Raw genomic sequence first — 19,352 nt, 5'->3', positions numbered from 1 at the left:
CCCCCCCCCCCCCCCCCCGCCAGGGAGTCCGCCGCCGCGACCGTCGCGGACCTCGCGCGGCTGCGCGCGGCGGGCCTCGGCGGCGAGGCGCACGCCGTACTGAGCGCAGCCGCAGCCCGCCCCGCCGACGAACTCCCCTTACTCATAGCCGAGTTGGAAGCGGCAGGGCTGGGCGCGGACGTACCCACCCTGCTGTGGGAGGTGGCCTCGCTGCCGCCCGCGCGGCTGGCCGCTGCCGCCGACGCCCTCGCCGCGGCGGACCGTGGCGCGGACGGCGTACGGCTGCTCCGGCAGGCCACCTCGCGCCCCGCGGGGGAGGTGGCCGACCTCGTGCTGGCGCTGCTCGCCGCATCTCGTGCCGAGGAGGCGGCCGGGCTCCTGGCCGCGCTCGTACAGTCCCGTACGCCCGAGGAGACGGCCGTGGTGGCGACGGTCGACCCCGGCGCGCTGGTGCCGCCCCTCCTCGCCGCCGCCCGCTCCGTCTCCCCGCACCGCCACCGCGACACCGTCCACGCCCTGCGCGCCACCGGACTCACGCTCGGCCCCTGACCCTGGATCCGCGACCGGCCCGGAGCAGACCGGCCCGGAGCAGACCGGCCCGGAGCAGGCCGGCCCGGAGCAGACCGGCCCGGAGCAGACCGGCCCGGATCGGACCGCCCCCGGGCAGACCGATCCGGAGCGGACCGCCCCCGAGCAAGCCCACCCGGAAGCGACGCCCCCGCAAGCACCCGCCCCTTCACGCATGCACACGCCCCCACAGCCCCCTCCCGCTGACCCGCCGTGCCCGGGATGGTCTTGCCACACTGGGTGACGGGGCTTACGGTCACCTCCACACGCGTAGATCAGCGTGGCCAGCTGGCTGACGCCCCGACAAAGGAGCAGCTCATGGCCGATGTTGTACGTGCCGCACTGGTACAGGCGACCTGGACCGGCGACACCGAATCGATGATCGCGAAGCACGAGGAGTACGCTCGCGCGGCCGCCGCGCAGGGCGCCAAGGTCATCGGCTTCCAAGAGGTCTTCAACGCCCCCTACTTCTGCCAGGTCCAGGAGCCGGAGCACTACCGCTGGGCCGAGCCCGTCCCCGACGGCCCGACCACCCGGCGTATGCAGGAACTCGCCCGCGAGACCGGCATGGTGATCGTCGTGCCCGTCTTCGAGGTGGAGAAGTCCGGCTTCTACTACAACACCGCCGCGGTCATCGACGCCGACGGCACGGTGCTCGGCACGTACCGAAAGCACCACATCCCGCAGGTCAAGGGCTTTTGGGAGAAGTACTACTTCAGGCCGGGCAACGCCGGCTGGCCGGTCTTCGACACCGCCGTCGGCAAGATCGGCGTCTACATCTGCTACGACCGCCACTTCCCGGAGGGCTGGCGCCAGTTGGGTCTCAACGGCGCCCAGCTGGTCTACAACCCCTCGGCCACCTCCCGCGGCCTGTCCGCCTACCTGTGGCAGCTGGAGCAGCCCGCGGCGGCCGTCGCCAACGAGTACTTCGTCGCCGCCATCAACCGGGTCGGTGTCGAGGAGTACGGCGACAACGACTTCTACGGCACCAGCTACTTCGTCGACCCGCGCGGCCAGTTCGTCGGCGAGAAGGCCAGCGACACCAAGGAGGAACTGCTGGTGCGGGACCTGGACTTCGGGCTGATCGACGAGGTGCGCCAGCAGTGGGCGTTCTACCGCGACCGCCGCCCGGACGCGTACGAGGGCCTGGTGCAGCCATGAGCGAGGAGACGCGCCAGCTGCACGCCCGCCACCGCGCCGTCACTCCGGACTGGCTCGGCCTCTACTACGAGCGGCCCATCGAGCTGACCCACGGCGAGGGGCGGCACGTCTGGGACGCCGAGGGCAACCGCTATCTCGACTTCTTCGGCGGCATCCTCACCACCATGACCGCGCACGCCCTGCCCGAAGTGGCCAAAGCGGTCGCCGAGCAGGCCGGCCGCATCATCCACTCCTCCACCCTCTACCTCTCCCGCCCCATGGTGGAGCTGGCCGAGCGCATCGCCCAGCTCTCCGGCATCCCCGACGCCCGGGTCTTCTTCACCACCTCCGGTACGGAGGCCAACGACGCGGCCCTGCTGCTGGCCACTTCCTACCGCCGCTCCAACCAGATCCTGGCGATGCGCAACAGCTACCACGGCCGTTCCTTCTCGACCGTGAGCATCACCGGCAACACCAGCTGGTCGCCGACCAGCCTCTCGCCGCTGCAAACGCTGTACGTGCACGGCGGGGTGCGTACGCGGGGCCCCTACGCCCACCTGACCGACGCCGAGTTCATCGCCGCCTGCACCGCCGACTTGGAGGACATGCTCGGGCAGACGGCGGGCGGCGTCGCGGCCCTGATCGCCGAACCGGTCCAGGGCGTGGGCGGCTTCACCGGCCCGCCCGACGGCCTGTACGCCGCCTTCCGCGAGGTGCTCGACCGGCACGGCATCCTGTGGATCTCGGACGAGGTGCAGACCGGCTGGGGCCGTACCGGCGACCACTTCTGGGGCTGGCAGGCGCACGGCGCGAGCGGCCCGCCGGACGTGCTGACCTTCGCCAAGGGCATCGGCAACGGCATGTCCATCGGCGGCGTCGTGGCCCGCGCGGACGTGATGAACTCCCTCACCGCCAACTCCATTTCCACCTTCGGCGGCAGCCCCGTCACCATGGCGGCGGGCCTGGCCAACCTCACCTATCTCCTGGAGCACGACCTGCAGGGCAACGCCCGCAGGGTGGGCGGACTGCTCATCGAGCGGCTGCGGGCGGTGAGCGCCAAGCTCCCCCTCGTACGGGAAGTGCGCGGCCGCGGCCTGATGATCGGCGTCGAGCTGGTCCGGCCGGGGACGGACGAGCCCGCGCCGCAGGCCGCCGGGCTGGCCCTGGAGGCGGCCAGGGAGCGCGGGTTGCTGATCGGCAAGGGCGGGCAGACCGGCGCGGTGCTGCGGATCGCGCCCCCGCTGTCGCTGTCGGTCGCCGAGGCGGAGGAGGGCGCCCGGCTGCTGGCCGAAGCGCTGGAAACCGCCCAGGAGCAGCTGACCGGGTGAGCCGGCCGTGGCTCCTCTGACCCGACTTGACCGGACCTGACTTGACCTGGCCGGACCTGACTTGATCTGACCTGATCCGGTCTGGTCCGGTCTGGTCCGGTCCGGTTCGGGCCAGGGGGCCGGTACCGTCCCCGCGGGCGCACAGGGACATGCGCAGGGACCGGGCGCGCAGGGACAGCGGCGGGTTCGCGGTGCCCGGCCCCCAGCGGGCGTCTCCATCCCGTCAAGGGGCCCAGGGCGCGCGGCAGTCCGCCGATGATCTTCGGACAATGCGGGTCGGCGCCCCTGTGACGGGCCGCTTTACCGTGGCACCCTCGCCCTATGAACCTTCTAGCGGACGCCCACGCCCTCCAGGACGACCTGGTCCAGCTGCGCCGTGCCCTGCACGCCGCCCCGGAGACCGGTCTGGAGCTGCCACGTACGCAGGAGACCGTGCTGGGCGCGCTGGAGGGGCTCGGGCTGGAGATCACCACCGGCACGTCCCTCAGCTCCGTGACGGCCGTGCTGCGCGGCGCCAGGCCCGGCGGCCCCGCCGTACTGCTGCGCGGTGACATGGACGCGCTGCCCGTCGCCGAGCGCACCGGCCTCGACTTCGCCTCCGGCAACGGCAATATGCACGCCTGCGGCCACGACCTGCACACCACCATGCTCGCCGGGGCCGCCCGTGTGCTGGCCCAGCACCGCGACCGGCTCGCGGGCGATGTGGTGTTCATGTTCCAGCCCGGCGAGGAGGGCTGGGACGGGGCCCGGCACATGGTCCAGGAGGGCGTGCTGGACGCCGCTGGGCCGCGCGCCGAGGCCGCGTACGCCCTGCATGTGATGTCCGCGGGCTTCGAGGCGGGCTACTTCAGCGGGCGCGGCGGCACGGCGATGGCCTCCTCCAGCGTGCTGACCGTGACGGTGCGCGGCGCCGGCGGGCACGGCTCCATGCCGCACCGCGCCAAGGACCCCATCCAGCCCGCCTGCGAGATGGTCGGCGCGCTCCAGGCGTGGATCACCCGCAGCGTCGACATCTTCGACCCGGTCGTGCTGACCGTGGGCACCTTCCAGGCGGGTACGCGTACCAACGTCATCCCGGACACCGCCACCTTCTCCGCGACCGTACGCGCCTTCTCGCCGCGCGCCCTGGGCCTGGCCAAGGACGGCCTGGTGGAGGTGTGCCGGGGGATCGCGGCGGCCCACGGGGTGGAGGTGGACGCGGACTTCGCCGAGCAGTACCCGGTCACCGTCAACGACGCGGCGGAGGTGGAGTTCGTGGCCCGTACCGTCGCCGAACTGCACGGCGAGGAACGCTTTGTGACCATGCCGCAGCCGCTGGCGGGGTCGGAGGACTTCTCCCGCGTCCTGGACGAGGTCCCCGGCGCGATGATCTTCCTCGGTGCCACCGCGCCCGGCGCGGACCCCGCCACCGCGCCCAACAACCACTCCCCGCTGGCGGTGTTCGACGACTCCGTCCTCGCGGACGGCGCCGCGCTGTACGCGAGCCTGGCCGCTTCCCGGCTCGACGCCGCGAAGCCAGACGCCTGACCCGCCCTCGGGGCATGGCCGGTCCGCGGCACCGGCCGTGCAGCACACCGGACCCCACCGCGCGACGGTCACGCTCTTGCCACCGTGGGTGACATGCTTCTACGGTCTCCTTCTCGGCCGGGATCTACGGGTGTAGACCGTTGGGGACCGGCCGCGACGCTGGGACACCGCCCATGCCCGCGCGGCGATGGGGGAGTCAAAGGGAGCGGTAAGCATGAGCCGAACTGTCATTCACGGCGGACTGGTGATCACCGCCGCTGACGAGATCCACGCCGACGTCCTGATCGAGGAGGGCCGGATTGCCGCCCTCGCCGCCCACGGCGGTTCCGTCGCGCAGGGCTGGGCCGAGAACGCGGACCAACGGATCGACGCCACCGGGAAGTACGTCATCCCCGGCGGCGTCGACGCCCACACCCACCTGGACTTCCCCTTCGGCGGGACGTTCTCCTCCGACACCTTCGAGACCGGTACCCGGGCCGCCGCCTGGGGCGGCACCACCACCATCATCGACTTCGCGGTGCAGTCCAAGGGCCAGGCGCTGCGCGAGGGCCTGGACCTGTGGCACGCCAAGTCGGACGCCCAGTGCGCCGTGGACTACGCCTTCCACATGATCCTGTCCGACGTCGATGCGCACTCCCTCAAGGAGATGGACCTGCTGGTGGAGGAGGGCGTCACCTCCTTCAAGCTGTTCACCGCCTATCCGGGGGTCTTCTACAGCGACGACGGGCAGATCCTGCGGGCGATGCAGCGCGCGTCGGGCAACGGCGGGCTGGTGATGATGCACGCCGAGAACGGCATCGCCATCGACGTGCTCGTCGAACAGGCCCTGGCCGAGGGCAAGACGGACCCCCGCTACCACGGCGAGGTGCGCCGCGCCCTGCTGGAGGCAGAGGCCACCCACCGCACCATCCAGCTCGCCCGGGTCGCCGGGGCCCCGCTGTACGTCGTGCACGTCTCCGCGCAGGAGGCCGTCGCCGAGCTGGCGCAGGCGCGCGACATGGGCCTGCCGGTCTTCGGTGAGACCTGTCCGCAGTATCTGTTCCTGTCCACCGACAACCTCGCCGAGCCGGACTTCCAGGGCGCCAAGTACGTCTGCAGTACGCCCCTTCGGCCCCGCGAGCACCAGGCCGCGCTCTGGCGCGGGCTGCGCACCGACGACCTCCAGGTCGTCTCCACCGACCACTGCCCCTTCTGCTTCGTGGGCCAAAAGGAGCTGGGCCGCGGCGACTTCTCCCGTATCCCCAACGGGCTGCCGGGCGTGGAGAACCGCATGGACCTGCTCCACCAGGCCGTCGTGGAGGGCCGCATCGGCCGCCGCCGCTGGATCGAGATCGCCTGCGCCGCGCCGGCCAGGATGTTCGGCCTCTATCCGAAGAAGGGCACCATCGCGCCGGGCGCGGACGCCGACATCGTGATCTACGACCCGACCGCCGAGCAGGTCATCTCCGCCCAGACCCACCACATGAACGTCGACTACTCGGCGTACGAGGGCAAAACCGTCACCGGACGGGTGGACACCGTCCTCTCGCGCGGTGAAATGGTCATCCAGGACCGGGAGTTCGTCGGCCGGGCCGGGCACGGGCAGTACGTCCCGCGCGGCACCTGTCAGTACCTGAACTAAGGAGCAAGGCCGTGGACTTCGGCATCGTTTTGCAGACCGACCCGCCCGCCCCGACCGTTGTCGACCTGATGCGCCGCGCCGAGCGCAACGGCTTCACCCACGGCTGGACGTTCGACTCCTCCGTGCTGTGGCAGGAGCCGTTCGTCATCTACAGCCGCATCCTGGAGCACACCGAACGTCTCGTCGTCGGGCCCATGGTCACCAACCCCTCCACCCGTACCCCCGAGGTCACCGCCTCCACCTTCGCCACCCTCAACGACATGTACGGCAACCGCACCGTCTGCGGCATCGGGCGCGGCGACTCCGCGATGCGGGTGGCCGGGCGCAAGCCCAACACCCTCGCGCGGCTGGGGGAGTCCATCACCGTCATCCGCGATCTCGCCGAGGGCCGTGAGACCGAGGTCGGCGGGCAGCGGCTGCGCATCCCCTGGGTCAAGGACGGTCGTCTCCCGGTGTGGATGGCCGCGTACGGGCCCAAGGCCCTGGCCATGACCGGGCGGCTGGCGGACGGCTTCATCCTCCAGCTCGCCGACCCCTACCTGACCGAGTGGATGGTCAAGGCCGTACGCACCGCCGCCGCCGAGGCCGGACGCGACCCCGAGTCCATCACCATCTGTGTCGCCGCCCCCGCCTATGTGAGCGAGGACCTGGCGCACGCCCGCGAGCAGTGCCGCTGGTTCGGCGGCATGGTCGGCAACCACGTCGCCGACCTGGTCGGCCGCTACGGCGAGCACTCCGGCAGCGTCCCCGAGGAGCTGACCGCGTACATCAAGGAGCGTGCGGGCTACGACTACGCCCACCACGGCCGCTCCGGCAACCCGGACGCCGCCTTCGTCCCGGACGAGATCGTGGACCGCTTCTGCGTTCTGGGCCCGCCCGAGGCACACCGCGAGAAGCTCCAGCAGCTGCGCGACCTGGGCGTGGACCAATTCGCGCTGTACGCCATGCACGACGCCAAGGAGGCCGTCATCGACGCCTACGGCGAGCACATCATCCCCGCGCTGGCGCCGAGCGGCTGAGGCGGCCGCGGCCATGACGGCCACCGGCCCCGTCGCGCCGCACCCCGGACAGCGCACCCGTCCGGACGGCCGCGTCGAGCTCACGCCCGGCGCGGCCCCGCCCGACGGCCGCTTCGCCAACCTGGACCTGCGCCCGGTCCCCATCGCCGAACGCCGCTGGACCACCTACAACTTCGCCGCCCTGTGGGTCGGCATGGCCCACAACATCCCCTCCTGGACGCTGGCCTCGGGCCTGGTCGCGCTCGGCATGGACTGGAAACAGGCCGTCTTCACCATCGCCCTGGCCAATGTCATCGTCCTTGTGCCGATGCTGCTCACCGGCCACGCGGGGCCCAAGTACGGCATCCCCTTCCCCGTCCTGGCCCGCGCCTCCTTCGGGCTGCGCGGCGCCAACCTCCCCGCCCTGATCCGCGCCGCCGTCGCCTGCTGCTGGTTCGGCATCCAGACCTGGATCGGCGGCCAGGGCATCTACATCCTGCTCGGCAAGATCTTCGGCGGCGGGTGGGAGCGGGCCGCGCAGTTCGGCGGCTATCCGTGGACCCTGTGGCTGTGCTTCCTGGCCTTCTGGGCCGTGGAACTGGCCATCATCCACCGGGGGATGGAGACCCTGCGCCGCTTCGAGAACTGGGCGGCGCCCTTCGTCCTGATCGGCGCCGCGGCGCTGCTGATCTGGATGGCGAACAAGGCGGGCGGCTTCGGCCCCCTGCTGGACCAGCCCTCGGCACTCGGCTGGGGCACGGCCTTCTGGCCCGTCTTCTTCCCCGCCCTCATGGGCATGATCGGCTTCTGGGCGACCCTCTCCCTGAACATCCCCGACTTCACCCGCTTCGGCGCGGGCCAGCGCGCCCAGGTCTGGGGCCAGACCCTCGGCCTGCCCACCACCATGACCGCCTTCGCCCTGCTCTCCGTCTTCGTCACGGCCGGCTCCCAGGCCGTGTACGGCGTAGCCATCTGGGACCCCGTCGCCCTGGCGGGCAAGACCGACAGCACCTTCGGCCTCCTCTTCGCCCTGCTGACCGTCCTGATCGCCACCATCTCGGTCAACATCGCCGCCAACGTCGTCTCCCCCGCCTACGACCTCGCCAACCTCGCCCCGCGCCACATCAACTTCCGTACGGGCGCCCTCATCACCGGCGTCGTCGGCGTGATCATCCTCCCCTGGAAACTCACCACCACCCCCGAGCTCTACATCTTCACCTGGCTCGGCGTCGTCGGCGGCCTGCTCGGCACGGTCGCCGGCATCCTCATCGCCGACTACTGGATCGTCCGCCGCACCACCCTGCACCTGGCCGACCTCTACCGCCCCACCGGCCGCTACTGGTACCACGCAGGCTGGAACTGGCGCGCGGTCACCGCCTTCACCCTCGGCGGCCTCCTCGCCATCGGCGGCTCCCACTCCACCCCCGGCAAGGGCCCCTTCCCCGCCGACGGCCTCATCCCCTTCCTCCGCCCCCTCGCCGACTACGGCTGGGCAGTGGGCCTGACGGCGTCGCTGCTTCTGTACACGCTCTTGACGCGTACGGCCCGCGGCACGACCGCCTCTTAGGCCGGCCTCTCAGGCGCTCGGGCGCTCAGACCGACCGACCACCGCCGGGGCGGCAGCGTCCTGGCGAAGGAAAGCCGCCGCCGCGGCGCGAGACCACGCCGACGTGGGTCCGGCTGCGTCCGAGGCGGTTTCGGCCACCGCGCCCGGCAGGCCTGCCCGCTACGGAACCCGTGCCGTCCACTCCTCGGAGCTGAACTTCTCCGTTGCCAGCTCCTGGGCGCGGGCCATCTCTTCGGGGGTGACCTTGCCCTCGGCGCCGCCGTAGCGGGAGCGGAAGGAGGTGATCATGCGGTCGATGACCTCGGCGCGCGGCAGGCCGGTCTGGCGGCGCAAGGGGTCGACTCGCTTCTTGGCGCTGGTGGTGCCCTTGTCGGAGAGCTTTTCCTTGCCGATGCGCAGGACCTCGACCATCTTGTCCGCGTCGATGTCGTAGGACATGGTCACGTGGTGCAGTACGGCGCCGTCGCGGCCCACCATCCGCTTCTGGGCCGCCCCCGCGATCTTGCCGGCCTCGGTGGCGATGTCGTTCAGCGGCTTGTACCAGGCGTTGATACCCATGTCGCCCAGCGCGGCCAGTACCCAGTCGTCGAGGTAGGCGTAGCTCTCGGCGAAGGACAGGCCCTGGACGAGGGAGTCCGGGACGCAGAGCGAGTAGGTGATGGTGTTGCCGGGCTCGACGAACATGGCGCCGCCGCCGCTGATGCGGCGTACGACCGTGACGCCGTGCCGCTCGGCGCCCTCGGGGTCGATCTCGTTGCGGAGCGACTGGAAGCTGCCGATGATCACCGCGGGGCGGTCCCACTCCCACACCCGCAGCGTCGGCGGCCGCCGCCCGGCCGCGACCTCGGCCGTCAGTACCTCGTCCAGCGCCATGTGCAGCGCGGGCGGCTGCGGCCCCTCGTGGATGATCTGCCACTGGAAGTCGGTCCAGTCGGCGGCCTGGGCCACCGCGCGGCGCACCGCGATGCCCACCGCCTCGCTGGAGAACCCGAACAGCACGGTCCCGGCGGGCAGCGCCGCGTCGATGCGGGCGGCCAGGGCGCGCGCGTCGGTGTCGGCCGGGGCCCCCTCCAGCGCGCGGTTGATGTCGAGCAGCGCCTCGTCCGGCTCCAGGAAGAAGTCACCGGCGACCCGTACGTCCCGCAGCACCCCGTCGCGGACGTCCAGATCCACGACCACGAGCTTGCCGCCCGGCACCTTGTACTCACCGTGGTGCTTGCTCTGCACGGCGCACTCCTTCTTCCGTCACGTGCTCGACCCGCGGCCCGGGACGGACGGCGGCGAGAGAACGGAATCAACGGTAACGCCGTGCACTGACAATCCCGCCGGGACGGACGGATCAGCCGGTCCCGGCCTGCCCGGTCTACCCGGGGTGCTCCGCCAGCGAGTCCAGCAGGGCGGGCAGCGCGGTGCCGATCGGGTCGCGGATGATCTCGTCGGCCAGTTCGTCGTACGGCGTGGGCTCGGCGTTCATGACGATCAGGCGGGCGCCGTGCTCGGCGGCCGTCCCGGCCAGTGACGCGGCGGGCTGCACCTGGAGGCTCGTACCGACCGCGATGAAGATCTCGCAGGCCTTGGCCACGCCGATCGCCGTCCCCAGCACCTGCGGGTCGAGGCGCTCGCCGAACATCACCGTCGCCGACTTCAGGATCCCGCCGCACTGCTCACAGGCCGGGTCGCTGTCGCCCGCGGCCACCCGCTCCAGCGCCTCGGTCATCGGCGTACGGGCGTGGCAGCGGGTGCAGACGGCGGTGCGCGCGGTGCCGTGGAGTTCGAGGACCTTGCGCTCGGGCATCCCGGCGAGCTGGTGCAGCCCGTCCACGTTCTGGGTGATCACCCGTACCGGCACACCGGACGCCGCCAGCCGCGCCACGGCCTCGTGCGCGGCATTCGGCCGCGCCCGCAGCGCCGGGCCGTCCTTGCGCATCAGCCACGAGCGGCGGCGGATCTCCGGATCGGCCATGTAGTAGTCGTACGTGACGAGCTTCTCGGCCTCCGGGTCGCGCCGCCACAGCCCGTTGGGGCCGCGGTAGTCGGGAATGCCGGAGTCGGTGGAGATCCCGGCGCCGGTGAGCAGCGCCACCAGGGGCCGACGGCCCGCGCCCGCTTCGTCACTGGTCATGCGGCGAGCGTACGCAGGGCTGCGGGCGGTGGGCCAGCGGTTTCCCACGGCGTCCGGCCCTTATTTGACCTGTAGGTCAAGAACGGTGCTACGGTGCGGGCATGGGAAGGCCGAAGCAGTTCGATCCGGATGTCGCCGTCGAGCGGGCGATGGACGTCTTCTGGCGCAAGGGGTACGAGCGGACCACGCCGCAGGACCTCGTGGACGAGCTGGGGATCGGCAAGGGGAGTCTCTACAACACCTTCGGCTACAAGCGCGCCCTGTTCGACCTGGCGCTGCGCCGCTATGGCGACACCCGGAGCGTCGCGGTGATCGACGTACTGGAGGATGCGGGCCGACCGGTGTGCGACCGGCTGCGGACCGCGTTGGGCATGGTCATCGAGCTGGATCTCATGGATCCCGACCGGCGTGGCTGCCTGGCCGTCAACACCGCGGCGGCCGGTCCGGCGGCCATGGACGCCGAGGCGATGGAGCTGGTGCGCCGGATGTTCGACCGTACCGAGGCGGCCTTCAAGGCCGCGATCGAGGACGGGCAGCGGGCGGGCGAGATCGATGCGGCGCGGGACGCCGCCGCGCTCGCGAGCCTGCTGCTGAACACGGTCGTCGGCCTGCATGTCATCGGCAAGGCGGACCGGGGGCCGGAGCGGATGCACCGGGTTGTGGACGCCGTGCTCGACCTGCTCTGAGCCGGGCCCCGGCCTGTCAACTCCTTGAATTCGTCGGGGAGTTGGTTGCCGGGTTCTCTATTTACGCTAGTTCTGTACCTGTAGGTAAAAAATGGAGGGAGATGGAGCGCATCATGGATCTCAACCTCACCGGGAAGACCGCCGTCGTCACGGGAGCCAGCCGCGGCGTGGGGCTGGCCGTCGTGCGGACCCTGGTTGCCGAAGGGGTGCGGGTGGTGGGCGCCGCGCGCACCATCACCCCCGAACTGAAGGGCACCGGGGCCGAGGCGGTCGCCGTCGACCTCAGTACGGCCGAGGGCGCCGGTGAACTCATCGAACGGGCCCGGCTCGCGGTCGGCGGCATCGACCTGCTCGCCAACTGCGTCGGGGGCGCGGACGCCGACGATGCCGTGGGCGGCTTCGGACCGCTCGGCGACGCCGACTGGCAGCGCATTTTCGACCTCAACTTCCACAGCGCGGTACGGGTGATCCGCGCCGCCCTCCCCGACCTGCTGGAGCGCCGCGGCTCCGTCGTCAACATCTCCTCCATCGGTGCCCTCATGCCGGGCGCCGGGCCGCTGCACTACGACGTCGCCAAGGCCGCGCTGACGGCTCTGGGCAAGGGGCTGGCCCAGGAGTTGGGGCCGAGCGGCGTGCGGGTGAACACCGTCACGCCGGGCCCCGTACGCACCGCCATCTGGAATGCGCCGGACGGCTACGGAGCCCGCCTCGCCCAGGAGGCGGGGCTGCCGCTGGAGGACTTCCTGCGGCAGGTGCCCGGGCAGCTGGGCATGGTGACCGGCCGGCTGGCCGAGCCCGAGGAGATCGCGGGCCAGGTCGCCTTCCTGCTCTCCGACCGCGCGGGCAGCACCACGGGCGCGGACCATGTGATCGACGGGGGTCTGGTCAAGGCCCTGTGAGGCGGGGGCCTGGTTGCGGCACTGTGAGGGGAGGGCTGGTTGCGGCGCTGCGAGGAGGAAGGGGGGACGGCGTTGCGAGGGGGTGGGTGCGGATACCGGCCTCCTCCCTGGGCGTCCGAGGCGCCCGTCCCGTACGGCCACCGCTCCCTTCCCGTACGCCGTGCCCTGTGCCTACGATCCGCAGCGCCCCGCCAGGAGACGAGGAGTACGCCCCGTGTTCACCACCCGCCCCACCCTCCAAGGCACCTTCGGCATGGCCGCCTCCACGCACTGGCTGGCCTCGCAGTCCGCCATGGCGGTCCTGGAGGACGGCGGCAACGCCTATGACGCGGCCGTCGCCGCGGCCTTCGTCCTGCACGTCGTCGAGCCGCACCTGAACGGCCCGGCCGGAGAAGCACCCATCCTGGTGGCGCCCGCCGGCGGCCCCGTACGCGTGCTGTGCGGGCAGGGCCCGGCCCCGGCGGGGGCGAGCGTGGCGCACTACACCGCGCTGGGCCTGGACCTGGTCCCGGGCACCGGGCCGCTGGCCGCCGCCGTACCCGGCGCGTTCGACGCCTGGATGCTGCTGCTGCGCGACTACGGCACGCGGTCGGTGGTCGAGGTGCTCAGGTACGCCATCGGGTACGCCGAGCACGGGCACCCGGCCGTCGAGCGGATCGGCCAGAGCATCGAGGCGGTGCGCGAACTCTTCGAGACGGAGTGGGTCTCCTCCGCCGCGATCTACCTTCCGGGCGGCAGACCGGTGGCGCCCGGCGCCCTGCTCACCAACCGCCCGTTGGCCGCGACCTGGCGCCGCCTGATCGCGGAGTGCGAGGCCGCGCCCGGCGGCCGGGAGGCGGGCATCGACGCCGCCCGCCGTATCTGGCGCGAGGGGTTCATCGGGCAGGCGCTGGCCGACTTCGCGGCCCGCCCGGCCATGGACACCTCCGGCGAGCGGCACGCGGGCACGCTCACCGGCGAGGACCTGGCCGCGTTCAGCGCGACCTACGAGGACCCGGTGACGTACGACTGGAACGGCTGGACCGTCGCCAAAGCAGGCGCCTGGTCCCAGGGCCCGGCCTTCCTCCAGCAACTGGCCCTGCTGCCGGGCGAACTGCCCGAGCGGGAGAGCCCCGAGTACCTGCATCTGCTCATCGAGGGCGGCAAGCTCGCCATGGCCGACCGTGAGGCCTGGTACGGCGACGCGGCCGAGGTGCCGCTTCAGGCGCTGCTGAGCGCCGAATACAACGCCGGCCGCCGCGCACTGATCGGTGCGCAGGCCTCGTACGCACTGCGGCCCGGCAGCCCCGAAGGGCGTACCCCGCGGCTGAGCCGCCATGCCGAGGCAGCCGCCGAGCGGTGGGAGAGCGGCCAGCACCGGCCCGTGGTCCGGGTATTGGGGGCGGGCGAGCCGACCGTGGCACCGGCGGAGGACCGCAGCGAGGCGGATCTCCTCGGCCGTGGCGACACCTGCCACATCGACATCGTCGACCGCTGGGGCAACATGGTCTCGGCCACGCCCTCGGGCGGCTGGCTCCAGTCCAACCCCGTGATCCCCGCGCTCGGTTTCCCGCTCGGCACGCGGCTGCAGATGGCCTGGCTGGAGGAGGGCCTGCCCAACTCCCTTACCCCCGGCCGCCGTCCGCGCACCACCCTCAGCCCGTCCCTCGCCCTGCGCGACGGCGTCCCCGTCATGGCCTTCGGCACCCCCGGCGGCGACCAGCAGGACCAGTGGCAGCTGCACTTCTTCCTCGCCGTCGCCCTCGGCCCCCAGGTACGCGGCGGCCTGGACCTCCAGGGCGCCATCGACGCCCCCAACTGGCACCAGGACTCCTTCCCCAGCTCCTTCTTCCCCCGTGCGATGCAGCCCGGCAGCGTCACCGTCGAATCCCGCCTGTCCCCGGACGCCGTGGCCGCGCTCCGCCGACGCGGCCACGCGGTCACCGTCGGCGCCCCCTGGTCGGAGGGCCGCCTGAGCGCGGTGGCCCGCGACCCGGAGACGGGGGTGCTGTCGGCGGGGGCCAATCCGCGGGGGATGCAGGGGTACGCGGTCGGCCGCTGACACCGACCGCCGTCGCAAGTCCGCTTCCGCACATGGTGATCGTCTGGCTGAACGGGGCACTCGGTTCGGTCAAGATCACCACCGCCGAGCTGCTGACCGGACTTCTGTCACCGGCGCGAATCCTCGCCTCCGGGTACGTCGGCGCTGTGCTGCGCCGCTTCGTCCTGCGCCGCTTCGTCCTGCGCTCCGGCAGGGCCGCGCGGCGGGTCGCGGACGCCGGGCGCCGAGCAGGGTCGCACGGTGCGCAACCTGGGGGAAACCGTGGGTTCATCTGCCGGACGGGCCGGATGTCAGTGGGCCGTGATTCGATGGAGGCATGATCGATACGAATCGTGTGGACATGGGAGACACGACGGACACGGCAGGCGCGGCGGAGGTGCTGTCCCGGGTGGACATGGCGGCGGTGGCCGACGCCGTGCGCAAGGCGGCGGCCGAGGAGATAGTGCCGCGCTTCAGGCAGCTGGCCGTCGAAGAGGTCATCGAGAAGAACGGGCCGCACGACCTCGTCACGGTCGCCGACCGGCTGGCCGAGGTGCATCTGACGGCCTCGCTGAGTGCCCTGCTGCCCGGCTCGGTGGTCGTCGGAGAGGAGGCCGTGCACGCCGACCCCGCCGTATTGGACGCGCTGCGCGGCCAGGACCCGGTGTGGATCGTCGACCCGGTCGACGGCACCCGCCAGTTCGTGCACGGCGACCCCGGCTTCGCCACCCTGGTCGCGCTCGCCCACCGCGGGCAGGTCCTGGCCTCCTGGACGTACGCCCCCGCGCTCGACCTGATGGCCGTGGCCCGCCTCGGCGGCGGCGCCGAGCTCAACGGCGTGCCCCTGCGCTCCGGCTCCCCCGAGCCCGGCGCGCGGCTCGAAGTGGCCATATCCCACTACGACTTCACCAACGACGAGCAGAAGCGCGTGCTGGGCGGCCTGGACCGCGACCCCCGTATCGTGCCGCGCCCCTGCGGCTCGGCCGGTCTGGAGTATCTGCACATCGCCCAGGGCGTCCTGGACGGCACCGCCTTCAGCTGGGAGAACGCCTGGGACCACGCCGCGGGCCTGCTCCTGGTGCACGAGGCGGGCGGCGCCAGCGGCACGGTCGCCGGGGAGCCGTTTCGTATCGAGGGAGGCAACGCCCTGCCCTTCGCGGCGGCCCGGGACGCCGAAACGGCCCGGCGTATCCTCGAACTGCTGGCAGCCGCCAACTGATCCTCAAGGGCGAGGGTCGGACACGAGGGGAGTGGCGCAGGTGCCGACGATGCTCGATGCCGTGGTGGTCGGGGCGGGTCCCAACGGGCTGACCGCGGCCGTCGAACTGGCCCGCAGGGGCCTTGCCGTCGAGGTGTTCGAGGCGCGCGGGGCCATCGGCGGCGGGGCCCGCACCGAAGAGCTGACCCTGCCCGGCTTCCGGCACGACCCCTGCTCCGCCGTCCACCCCTTCGGCGTCGGCTCACCCGCCTTCAACACCATGCCGCTGGCCCGGCACGGCCTGCGCTGGCTGCATCCGGACATCCCCATGGCCCACCCCTTCGACGACGGCACGGCCGCGCTGCTGGCCCGCTCGGTGGGTGAGACCTCGATGTCGCTGGGGCCGCGCGACGCGGGCAGCTACCGCCGCCTGGTGGCGCCGTTCCTGGGCAAGTGGCCCACCCTGTCGGCCGACTTCCTGCGCACGCAGTGGATGGGCCTGCCGAGCGACCCGGTGACCTACGCCCGCTACGGCCTGGTCGGCATCCGCTCCGTCTCCCTGCTCAACCGCCGCTTCGACGGCGAACGGGCCCGCGCCCTGCTCGCCGGGCTCGCCGCCCACGTCAGCGCGCCCATCGGCGGCATCGGCACGGCAGGCGCCGCCCTGATGTTCGCGCTGGCCGCGCACGCGGTGGGCTGGCCGGTGCCGCGCGGCGGCTCCCAGGCCATCTCCGACGCCCTGGCCGCCCTGCTGCGCGAGCACGGCGGCGTCATCCACACCGGCTTCGAGGTCAAGCGCCTGGACGACCTCCCGCCCGCCCGCGCCTATGTCTTCGACACCTCGCCCACCGCGCTCGCCCGTATCGCCGGGCTGGGCAACGCCTACCGCACCGTCCAGTACGGCGCCAGCGTCTTCAAGATCGATTACGCCCTGGACGGCCCGGTCCCCTGGACCGCCGAGGAAGCCCGCCGCGCCGGCACCGTCCACATCGGCCCCCGCGCGCAGGACATCGACGCCTCCCTCCGCAGCGCCGTCCACGGCCGCGCCCCCGCCACCCCCTTCCTCATCACCGCCCAGCCCAGCCTGATCGACCCCACCCGCGCCCCCGAGGGCAAGCACACCTTCTGGGCGTACGGCCACGTCCCCAACAGCTGGCAGGGCGACGCCACCGAAGCCATCGAGCGGCAGATCGAGCGCTTCGCCCCCGGCTTCACCGACCTCGTACTGGCCCGAGCCACCGCGGGCCCGCCCCAACTCGCCGCCCGCAACGCCAACTACGTAGGCGGCGACACCGCCGCCGGCACCGCCGCCGGCCTCCACCTCCTCATCCGCCCCAAACTCACCCACAACCCCTACACCACCCCCCACCCCGCCGTCTTCCTCTGCTCCCAGTCCACCCCACCGGGCCCCGGCGTCCACGGCATGTCCGGCCACCACGCGGCCAGGGTGGTGTGGCACCGCCTGCGGGCAACGGGGCGCTGAGCGCGTACCGCCACAGCAGCCGCCGAAATTCTGTTCTCGCAGGTGGGCGCGGGCGGCGATGATGGAGGTATGAGCGCGCAGACCGTTTTGACCCTCGTCCGTGGTGATATCACCGAGCAGGTGGTGGACGCCGTGGTCAATGCCGCCAACTCCTCGCTGCTGGGCGGTGGGGGAGTGGACGGGGCGATTCACCGTAAGGGCGGGCCCGAGATTCTTGCGGAGTGTCGCGCGTTGCGTGCCGGGCATTACGGGCGCGGGCTGTCGGCCGGGCAGGCCGTGGTGACCACCGCGGGGCGTCTTCCTGCCCGTTGGGTCGTGCACACCGTTGGCCCTGTGTGGTCCGAGACCGAGGACCGCTCCGCGCTGCTGGACTCCTGTTATCGCCAGTCGCTGCGCGCTGCCGCCGAGTTGGGGGCCCGTGCGGTCGCGTTCCCGGCCATCTCCACGGGGATTTTCCGCTGGCCGGTGCGGGATGCCGCGCGGATCGCGGTGGCCGCCGTACGGGAGGCCGTCGCGGAGGGAGGGGAGTTCCGGGAGGTGCGGTTCGTGGTCTTCGATGAACGGGCCGAGGAGGCGTACGCCGAGGCCCTGGCGCCGTAGTGGCGGCGCCCTCAGGTCCCCGCCCGGGTGAGGGCTGGACAGGAGTACGGGCCGGTCGTCCGACGTCCATGTCGGATTCTCGCCAGCCTCAGCGGACCTCCTGCTGAATCCTGGAGGCATGCACACCGATACCGAGCGCTGTGTACGCGCCGTGCAGTCCAAGGACGCCCGCTTCGACGGGTGGTTCTTCACGGCGGTGCTCACCACGCGCATCTACTGCCGCCCCAGCTGCCCGGTGGTGCCGCCCAAGGCCGAGAACATGACGTTTTATCCCAGTGCGGCCGCGGCTCAGCAGGCCGGGTTCCGGGCCTGCAAGAGGTGTCGGCCCGATGCGGTCCCGGGCTCGCCGCAGTGGGACGAGCGGGCCGATCTGGCCGCGCGCGCCATGCGGCTGATCGATGACGGCGTGGTGGACCGCGAGGGCGTCCCGGGTCTGGCCGCCCGGCTCGGCTACAGCACTCGCCAGATCGAGCGGCAGCTGCTGGCCGAGGTCGGGGCGGGCCCTCTCGCGCTCGCCCGCGCCCAGCGCGCCCAGACCGCCCGCCTGCTGATCGAGACGACCACGCTGTCCATGGCCGAGGTCGCCTTCGCCGCCGGATTCGCCAGCATCCGCACTTTCAACGACACCGTGCGGGAGGTCTTCGCGCTCGCCCCGACGGAGCTGCGCCGGCGTGCAAAGCCGGGCGCCGGGCACCTGGCCGCCACCGGAGCGCTCTCGCTGCGGCTGCCCTTCCGCAAGCCGCTGTGCCCGGACAATCTCTTCGGGCACCTGGCCGCCACCGCCGTCCCCGGCGTCGAGGAGTGGCGGGACGGCGCCTACCGCCGCACCCTGGCCCTGCCGTACGGGCACGGCATCGTCGCCCTGACCCCGCGCCCCGACCATATCGACTGCAAGCTCTTCCTGACCGACCTGCGCGACCTCGCCGGGGCGATCGCCCGCTGCCGCCGGATGCTCGACCTGGACGCCGACCCCGAGGCCGTGGACGAGGTGCTGCGCAGGGACCCGTATCTGACCGAGCTGGTCGACAAGGCTCCCGGGCGGCGGGTGCCGCGCACCGTGGACGCCGACGAGTTCGCCGTACGGGCCGTGCTCGGCCAGCAGGTGTCCACCGCGGCCGCCCGTACCCACGCCGCCCGCCTGGTCACCGCGCACGGCGTGCCCGTCCAGGACCCGGCGGGCGGGCTGACCCACCTCTTTCCCACCGCCACCGCGCTGGCCGGGCTGGACCCCGAGGCCCTCGCCATGCCGCGCACCCGCCGCGCCACCCTCACCGGCCTGATCGCCGCGCTGGCCGACGGCGACCTGAAGCTCGGCGTCGGCAGCGACCGCGAGCTGGCCCGCGCCCAGCTCGCCGCGCTCGCCGGCATCGGCCCCTGGACGGTGGAGTGCATCGCGATGCGGGCCCTGGGCGACCCCGACGCCTTCACCCCCACCGACCTCGGCGTACGCCGCGCCGCCGCCGGGCTCGGACTGCCGGACACCCCCGCCGCCCTGACCCGGCACTCCGCCGCCTGGCGGCCCTGGCGCGCCTACGCGGTCCAGTACCTCTGGGCCGCCGAGGACCACCCGATCAACCACCTCCCCGCGAACTGAGG

The 19,352-nt window shown here is 72.5% G+C and carries 16 protein-coding genes and 1 pseudogene; 15 read left to right on the top strand and 2 right to left on the bottom strand.

The genetic code is table 11. The features are described 5' to 3' along the window. From AC4IJH_RS14230 to AC4IJH_RS14200, 7 genes and pseudogenes are all read left to right on the top strand, one after another. Positions 1 to 549, top strand: a pseudogene (locus AC4IJH_RS14230) (hypothetical protein); the annotation flags it as partial. Between the two features lie 336 nt (positions 550 to 885). Then, positions 886 to 1,728, top strand: coding sequence for a nitrilase-related carbon-nitrogen hydrolase (locus tag AC4IJH_RS14225; RefSeq protein WP_490852025.1), 843 nt, complete (start codon positions 886 to 888; stop codon positions 1,726 to 1,728). Then, the gene (locus AC4IJH_RS14220; protein ID WP_490852024.1) at positions 1,725 to 3,035 is read left to right on the top strand and encodes an aspartate aminotransferase family protein; all 1,311 of its coding nucleotides are present in this window, start codon (positions 1,725 to 1,727) and stop codon (positions 3,033 to 3,035) included. The genes AC4IJH_RS14225 and AC4IJH_RS14220 overlap by 4 nt, the downstream gene beginning before the upstream one ends. Before the next feature lie 321 nt (positions 3,036 to 3,356). Next, the gene (locus tag AC4IJH_RS14215) at positions 3,357 to 4,562 is read left to right on the top strand and encodes a M20 metallopeptidase family protein (protein WP_490852023.1); all 1,206 of its coding nucleotides are present in this window, start codon (positions 3,357 to 3,359) and stop codon (positions 4,560 to 4,562) included. A gap of 214 nt (positions 4,563 to 4,776) precedes the next feature. Then, on the top strand, positions 4,777 to 6,183 hold the full coding sequence (gene hydA / locus AC4IJH_RS14210) for a dihydropyrimidinase (protein ID WP_490852022.1): 1,407 nt from the start codon (positions 4,777 to 4,779) through the stop codon (positions 6,181 to 6,183). A gap of 11 nt (positions 6,184 to 6,194) precedes the next feature. Further along, positions 6,195 to 7,202 (top strand): TIGR03842 family LLM class F420-dependent oxidoreductase, encoded by a 1,008-nt coding sequence (locus AC4IJH_RS14205; RefSeq protein WP_490852021.1) that lies wholly within the window; start codon positions 6,195 to 6,197, stop codon positions 7,200 to 7,202. Between the two features lie 13 nt (positions 7,203 to 7,215). Then, a complete protein-coding gene (locus AC4IJH_RS14200; protein WP_490852020.1) occupies positions 7,216 to 8,748 on the top strand; it encodes an NCS1 family nucleobase:cation symporter-1 in 1,533 nt (510 codons plus the stop codon). A 159-nt stretch (positions 8,749 to 8,907) separates the two neighbouring features. On the opposite strand, the gene lplAB is transcribed toward AC4IJH_RS14200, so the two are convergent. Together lplAB and AC4IJH_RS14190 are read right to left on the bottom strand one after the other, a co-directional pair. Then, a complete protein-coding gene (lplAB, locus tag AC4IJH_RS14195) occupies positions 8,908 to 9,975 on the bottom strand; it encodes a lipoate-protein ligase LplAB (RefSeq protein WP_490852019.1) in 1,068 nt (355 codons plus the stop codon). Between the two features lie 136 nt (positions 9,976 to 10,111). Further along, positions 10,112 to 10,870: an SIR2 family NAD-dependent protein deacylase gene (locus tag AC4IJH_RS14190; RefSeq protein WP_490852018.1), complete on the bottom strand. Its 759-nt coding sequence runs from the start codon at positions 10,868 to 10,870 to the stop codon at positions 10,112 to 10,114. 101 nt (positions 10,871 to 10,971) lie between these two features. Between AC4IJH_RS14190 and AC4IJH_RS14185 the strand changes: the two genes are divergently transcribed. The 8 genes from AC4IJH_RS14185 to AC4IJH_RS14150 all read left to right on the top strand — a co-directional run bounded on the left by AC4IJH_RS14185 (position 10,972) and on the right by AC4IJH_RS14150 (position 19,350). Then, entirely contained in the window at positions 10,972 to 11,556 is a 585-nt protein-coding gene (locus AC4IJH_RS14185; RefSeq protein ID WP_490852017.1) for a TetR/AcrR family transcriptional regulator, read from the top strand. A gap of 113 nt (positions 11,557 to 11,669) precedes the next feature. After that, the gene (locus AC4IJH_RS14180; protein ID WP_490852016.1) at positions 11,670 to 12,455 is read left to right on the top strand and encodes an SDR family oxidoreductase; all 786 of its coding nucleotides are present in this window, start codon (positions 11,670 to 11,672) and stop codon (positions 12,453 to 12,455) included. Positions 12,456 to 12,669: 214 nt separating this feature from the next. Beyond that, on the top strand, positions 12,670 to 14,496 hold the full coding sequence (locus AC4IJH_RS14175) for a gamma-glutamyltransferase family protein (RefSeq protein ID WP_490852015.1): 1,827 nt from the start codon (positions 12,670 to 12,672) through the stop codon (positions 14,494 to 14,496). 32 nt (positions 14,497 to 14,528) lie between these two features. Further along, positions 14,529 to 14,816 carry a hypothetical protein gene (locus tag AC4IJH_RS14170; RefSeq protein ID WP_490852014.1) on the top strand — a complete coding sequence of 96 codons (288 nt, stop codon included), beginning with the start codon at positions 14,529 to 14,531 and terminating at the stop codon, positions 14,814 to 14,816. A 20-nt stretch (positions 14,817 to 14,836) separates the two neighbouring features. Beyond that, positions 14,837 to 15,694 (top strand): inositol monophosphatase family protein, encoded by an 858-nt coding sequence (locus AC4IJH_RS14165; protein WP_490852013.1) that lies wholly within the window; start codon positions 14,837 to 14,839, stop codon positions 15,692 to 15,694. 49 nt (positions 15,695 to 15,743) lie between these two features. Further along, positions 15,744 to 17,156, top strand: a complete 1,413-nt coding sequence (locus AC4IJH_RS14160; RefSeq protein WP_490852031.1) for a phytoene desaturase family protein — start codon at positions 15,744 to 15,746, stop codon at positions 17,154 to 17,156. A gap of 69 nt (positions 17,157 to 17,225) precedes the next feature. Next, on the top strand, positions 17,226 to 17,756 hold the full coding sequence (locus AC4IJH_RS14155; protein ID WP_490852012.1) for an O-acetyl-ADP-ribose deacetylase: 531 nt from the start codon (positions 17,226 to 17,228) through the stop codon (positions 17,754 to 17,756). Positions 17,757 to 17,874: 118 nt separating this feature from the next. After that, complete coding sequence (locus AC4IJH_RS14150) at positions 17,875 to 19,350, top strand: AlkA N-terminal domain-containing protein (protein ID WP_490852011.1); 1,476 nt, start codon at positions 17,875 to 17,877, stop codon at positions 19,348 to 19,350. Positions 19,351 to 19,352 lie beyond the last annotated feature (2 nt).

This window comes from Streptomyces sp. UF-297, from assembly GCF_058245575.1.
The sequence above is the reverse complement of the archived record's forward strand: the minus strand, read 5'-3'. Positions and strand labels throughout refer to the sequence as shown.

What these genes read in the sequence shown, in the direction of transcription:
- AC4IJH_RS14180 (WP_490852016.1), top strand. Translation starts at nt 11,670, where the DNA reads ATGGATCTCAACCTCACCGGGAAGACCGCCGTCGTCACGGGAGCCAGC.
- AC4IJH_RS14155 (WP_490852012.1), top strand. Translation starts at nt 17,226, where the DNA reads ATGAGCGCGCAGACCGTTTTGACCCTCGTCCGTGGTGATATCACCGAG.
- AC4IJH_RS14150 (WP_490852011.1), top strand. Translation starts at nt 17,875, where the DNA reads ATGCACACCGATACCGAGCGCTGTGTACGCGCCGTGCAGTCCAAGGAC.
- AC4IJH_RS14185 (WP_490852017.1), top strand. Translation starts at nt 10,972, where the DNA reads ATGGGAAGGCCGAAGCAGTTCGATCCGGATGTCGCCGTCGAGCGGGCG.
- AC4IJH_RS14225 (WP_490852025.1), top strand. Translation starts at nt 886, where the DNA reads ATGGCCGATGTTGTACGTGCCGCACTGGTACAGGCGACCTGGACCGGC.
- AC4IJH_RS14220 (WP_490852024.1), top strand. Translation starts at nt 1,725, where the DNA reads ATGAGCGAGGAGACGCGCCAGCTGCACGCCCGCCACCGCGCCGTCACT.
- AC4IJH_RS14170 (WP_490852014.1), top strand. Translation starts at nt 14,529, where the DNA reads ATGGTGATCGTCTGGCTGAACGGGGCACTCGGTTCGGTCAAGATCACC.
- AC4IJH_RS14160 (WP_490852031.1), top strand. Translation starts at nt 15,744, where the DNA reads ATGCTCGATGCCGTGGTGGTCGGGGCGGGTCCCAACGGGCTGACCGCG.
- AC4IJH_RS14215 (WP_490852023.1), top strand. Translation starts at nt 3,357, where the DNA reads ATGAACCTTCTAGCGGACGCCCACGCCCTCCAGGACGACCTGGTCCAG.
- AC4IJH_RS14190 (WP_490852018.1), bottom strand. Translation starts at nt 10,870, where the DNA reads ATGACCAGTGACGAAGCGGGCGCGGGCCGTCGGCCCCTGGTGGCGCTG.
- hydA (WP_490852022.1), top strand. Translation starts at nt 4,777, where the DNA reads ATGAGCCGAACTGTCATTCACGGCGGACTGGTGATCACCGCCGCTGAC.
- AC4IJH_RS14165 (WP_490852013.1), top strand. Translation starts at nt 14,837, where the DNA reads ATGGGAGACACGACGGACACGGCAGGCGCGGCGGAGGTGCTGTCCCGG.
- AC4IJH_RS14200 (WP_490852020.1), top strand. Translation starts at nt 7,216, where the DNA reads ATGACGGCCACCGGCCCCGTCGCGCCGCACCCCGGACAGCGCACCCGT.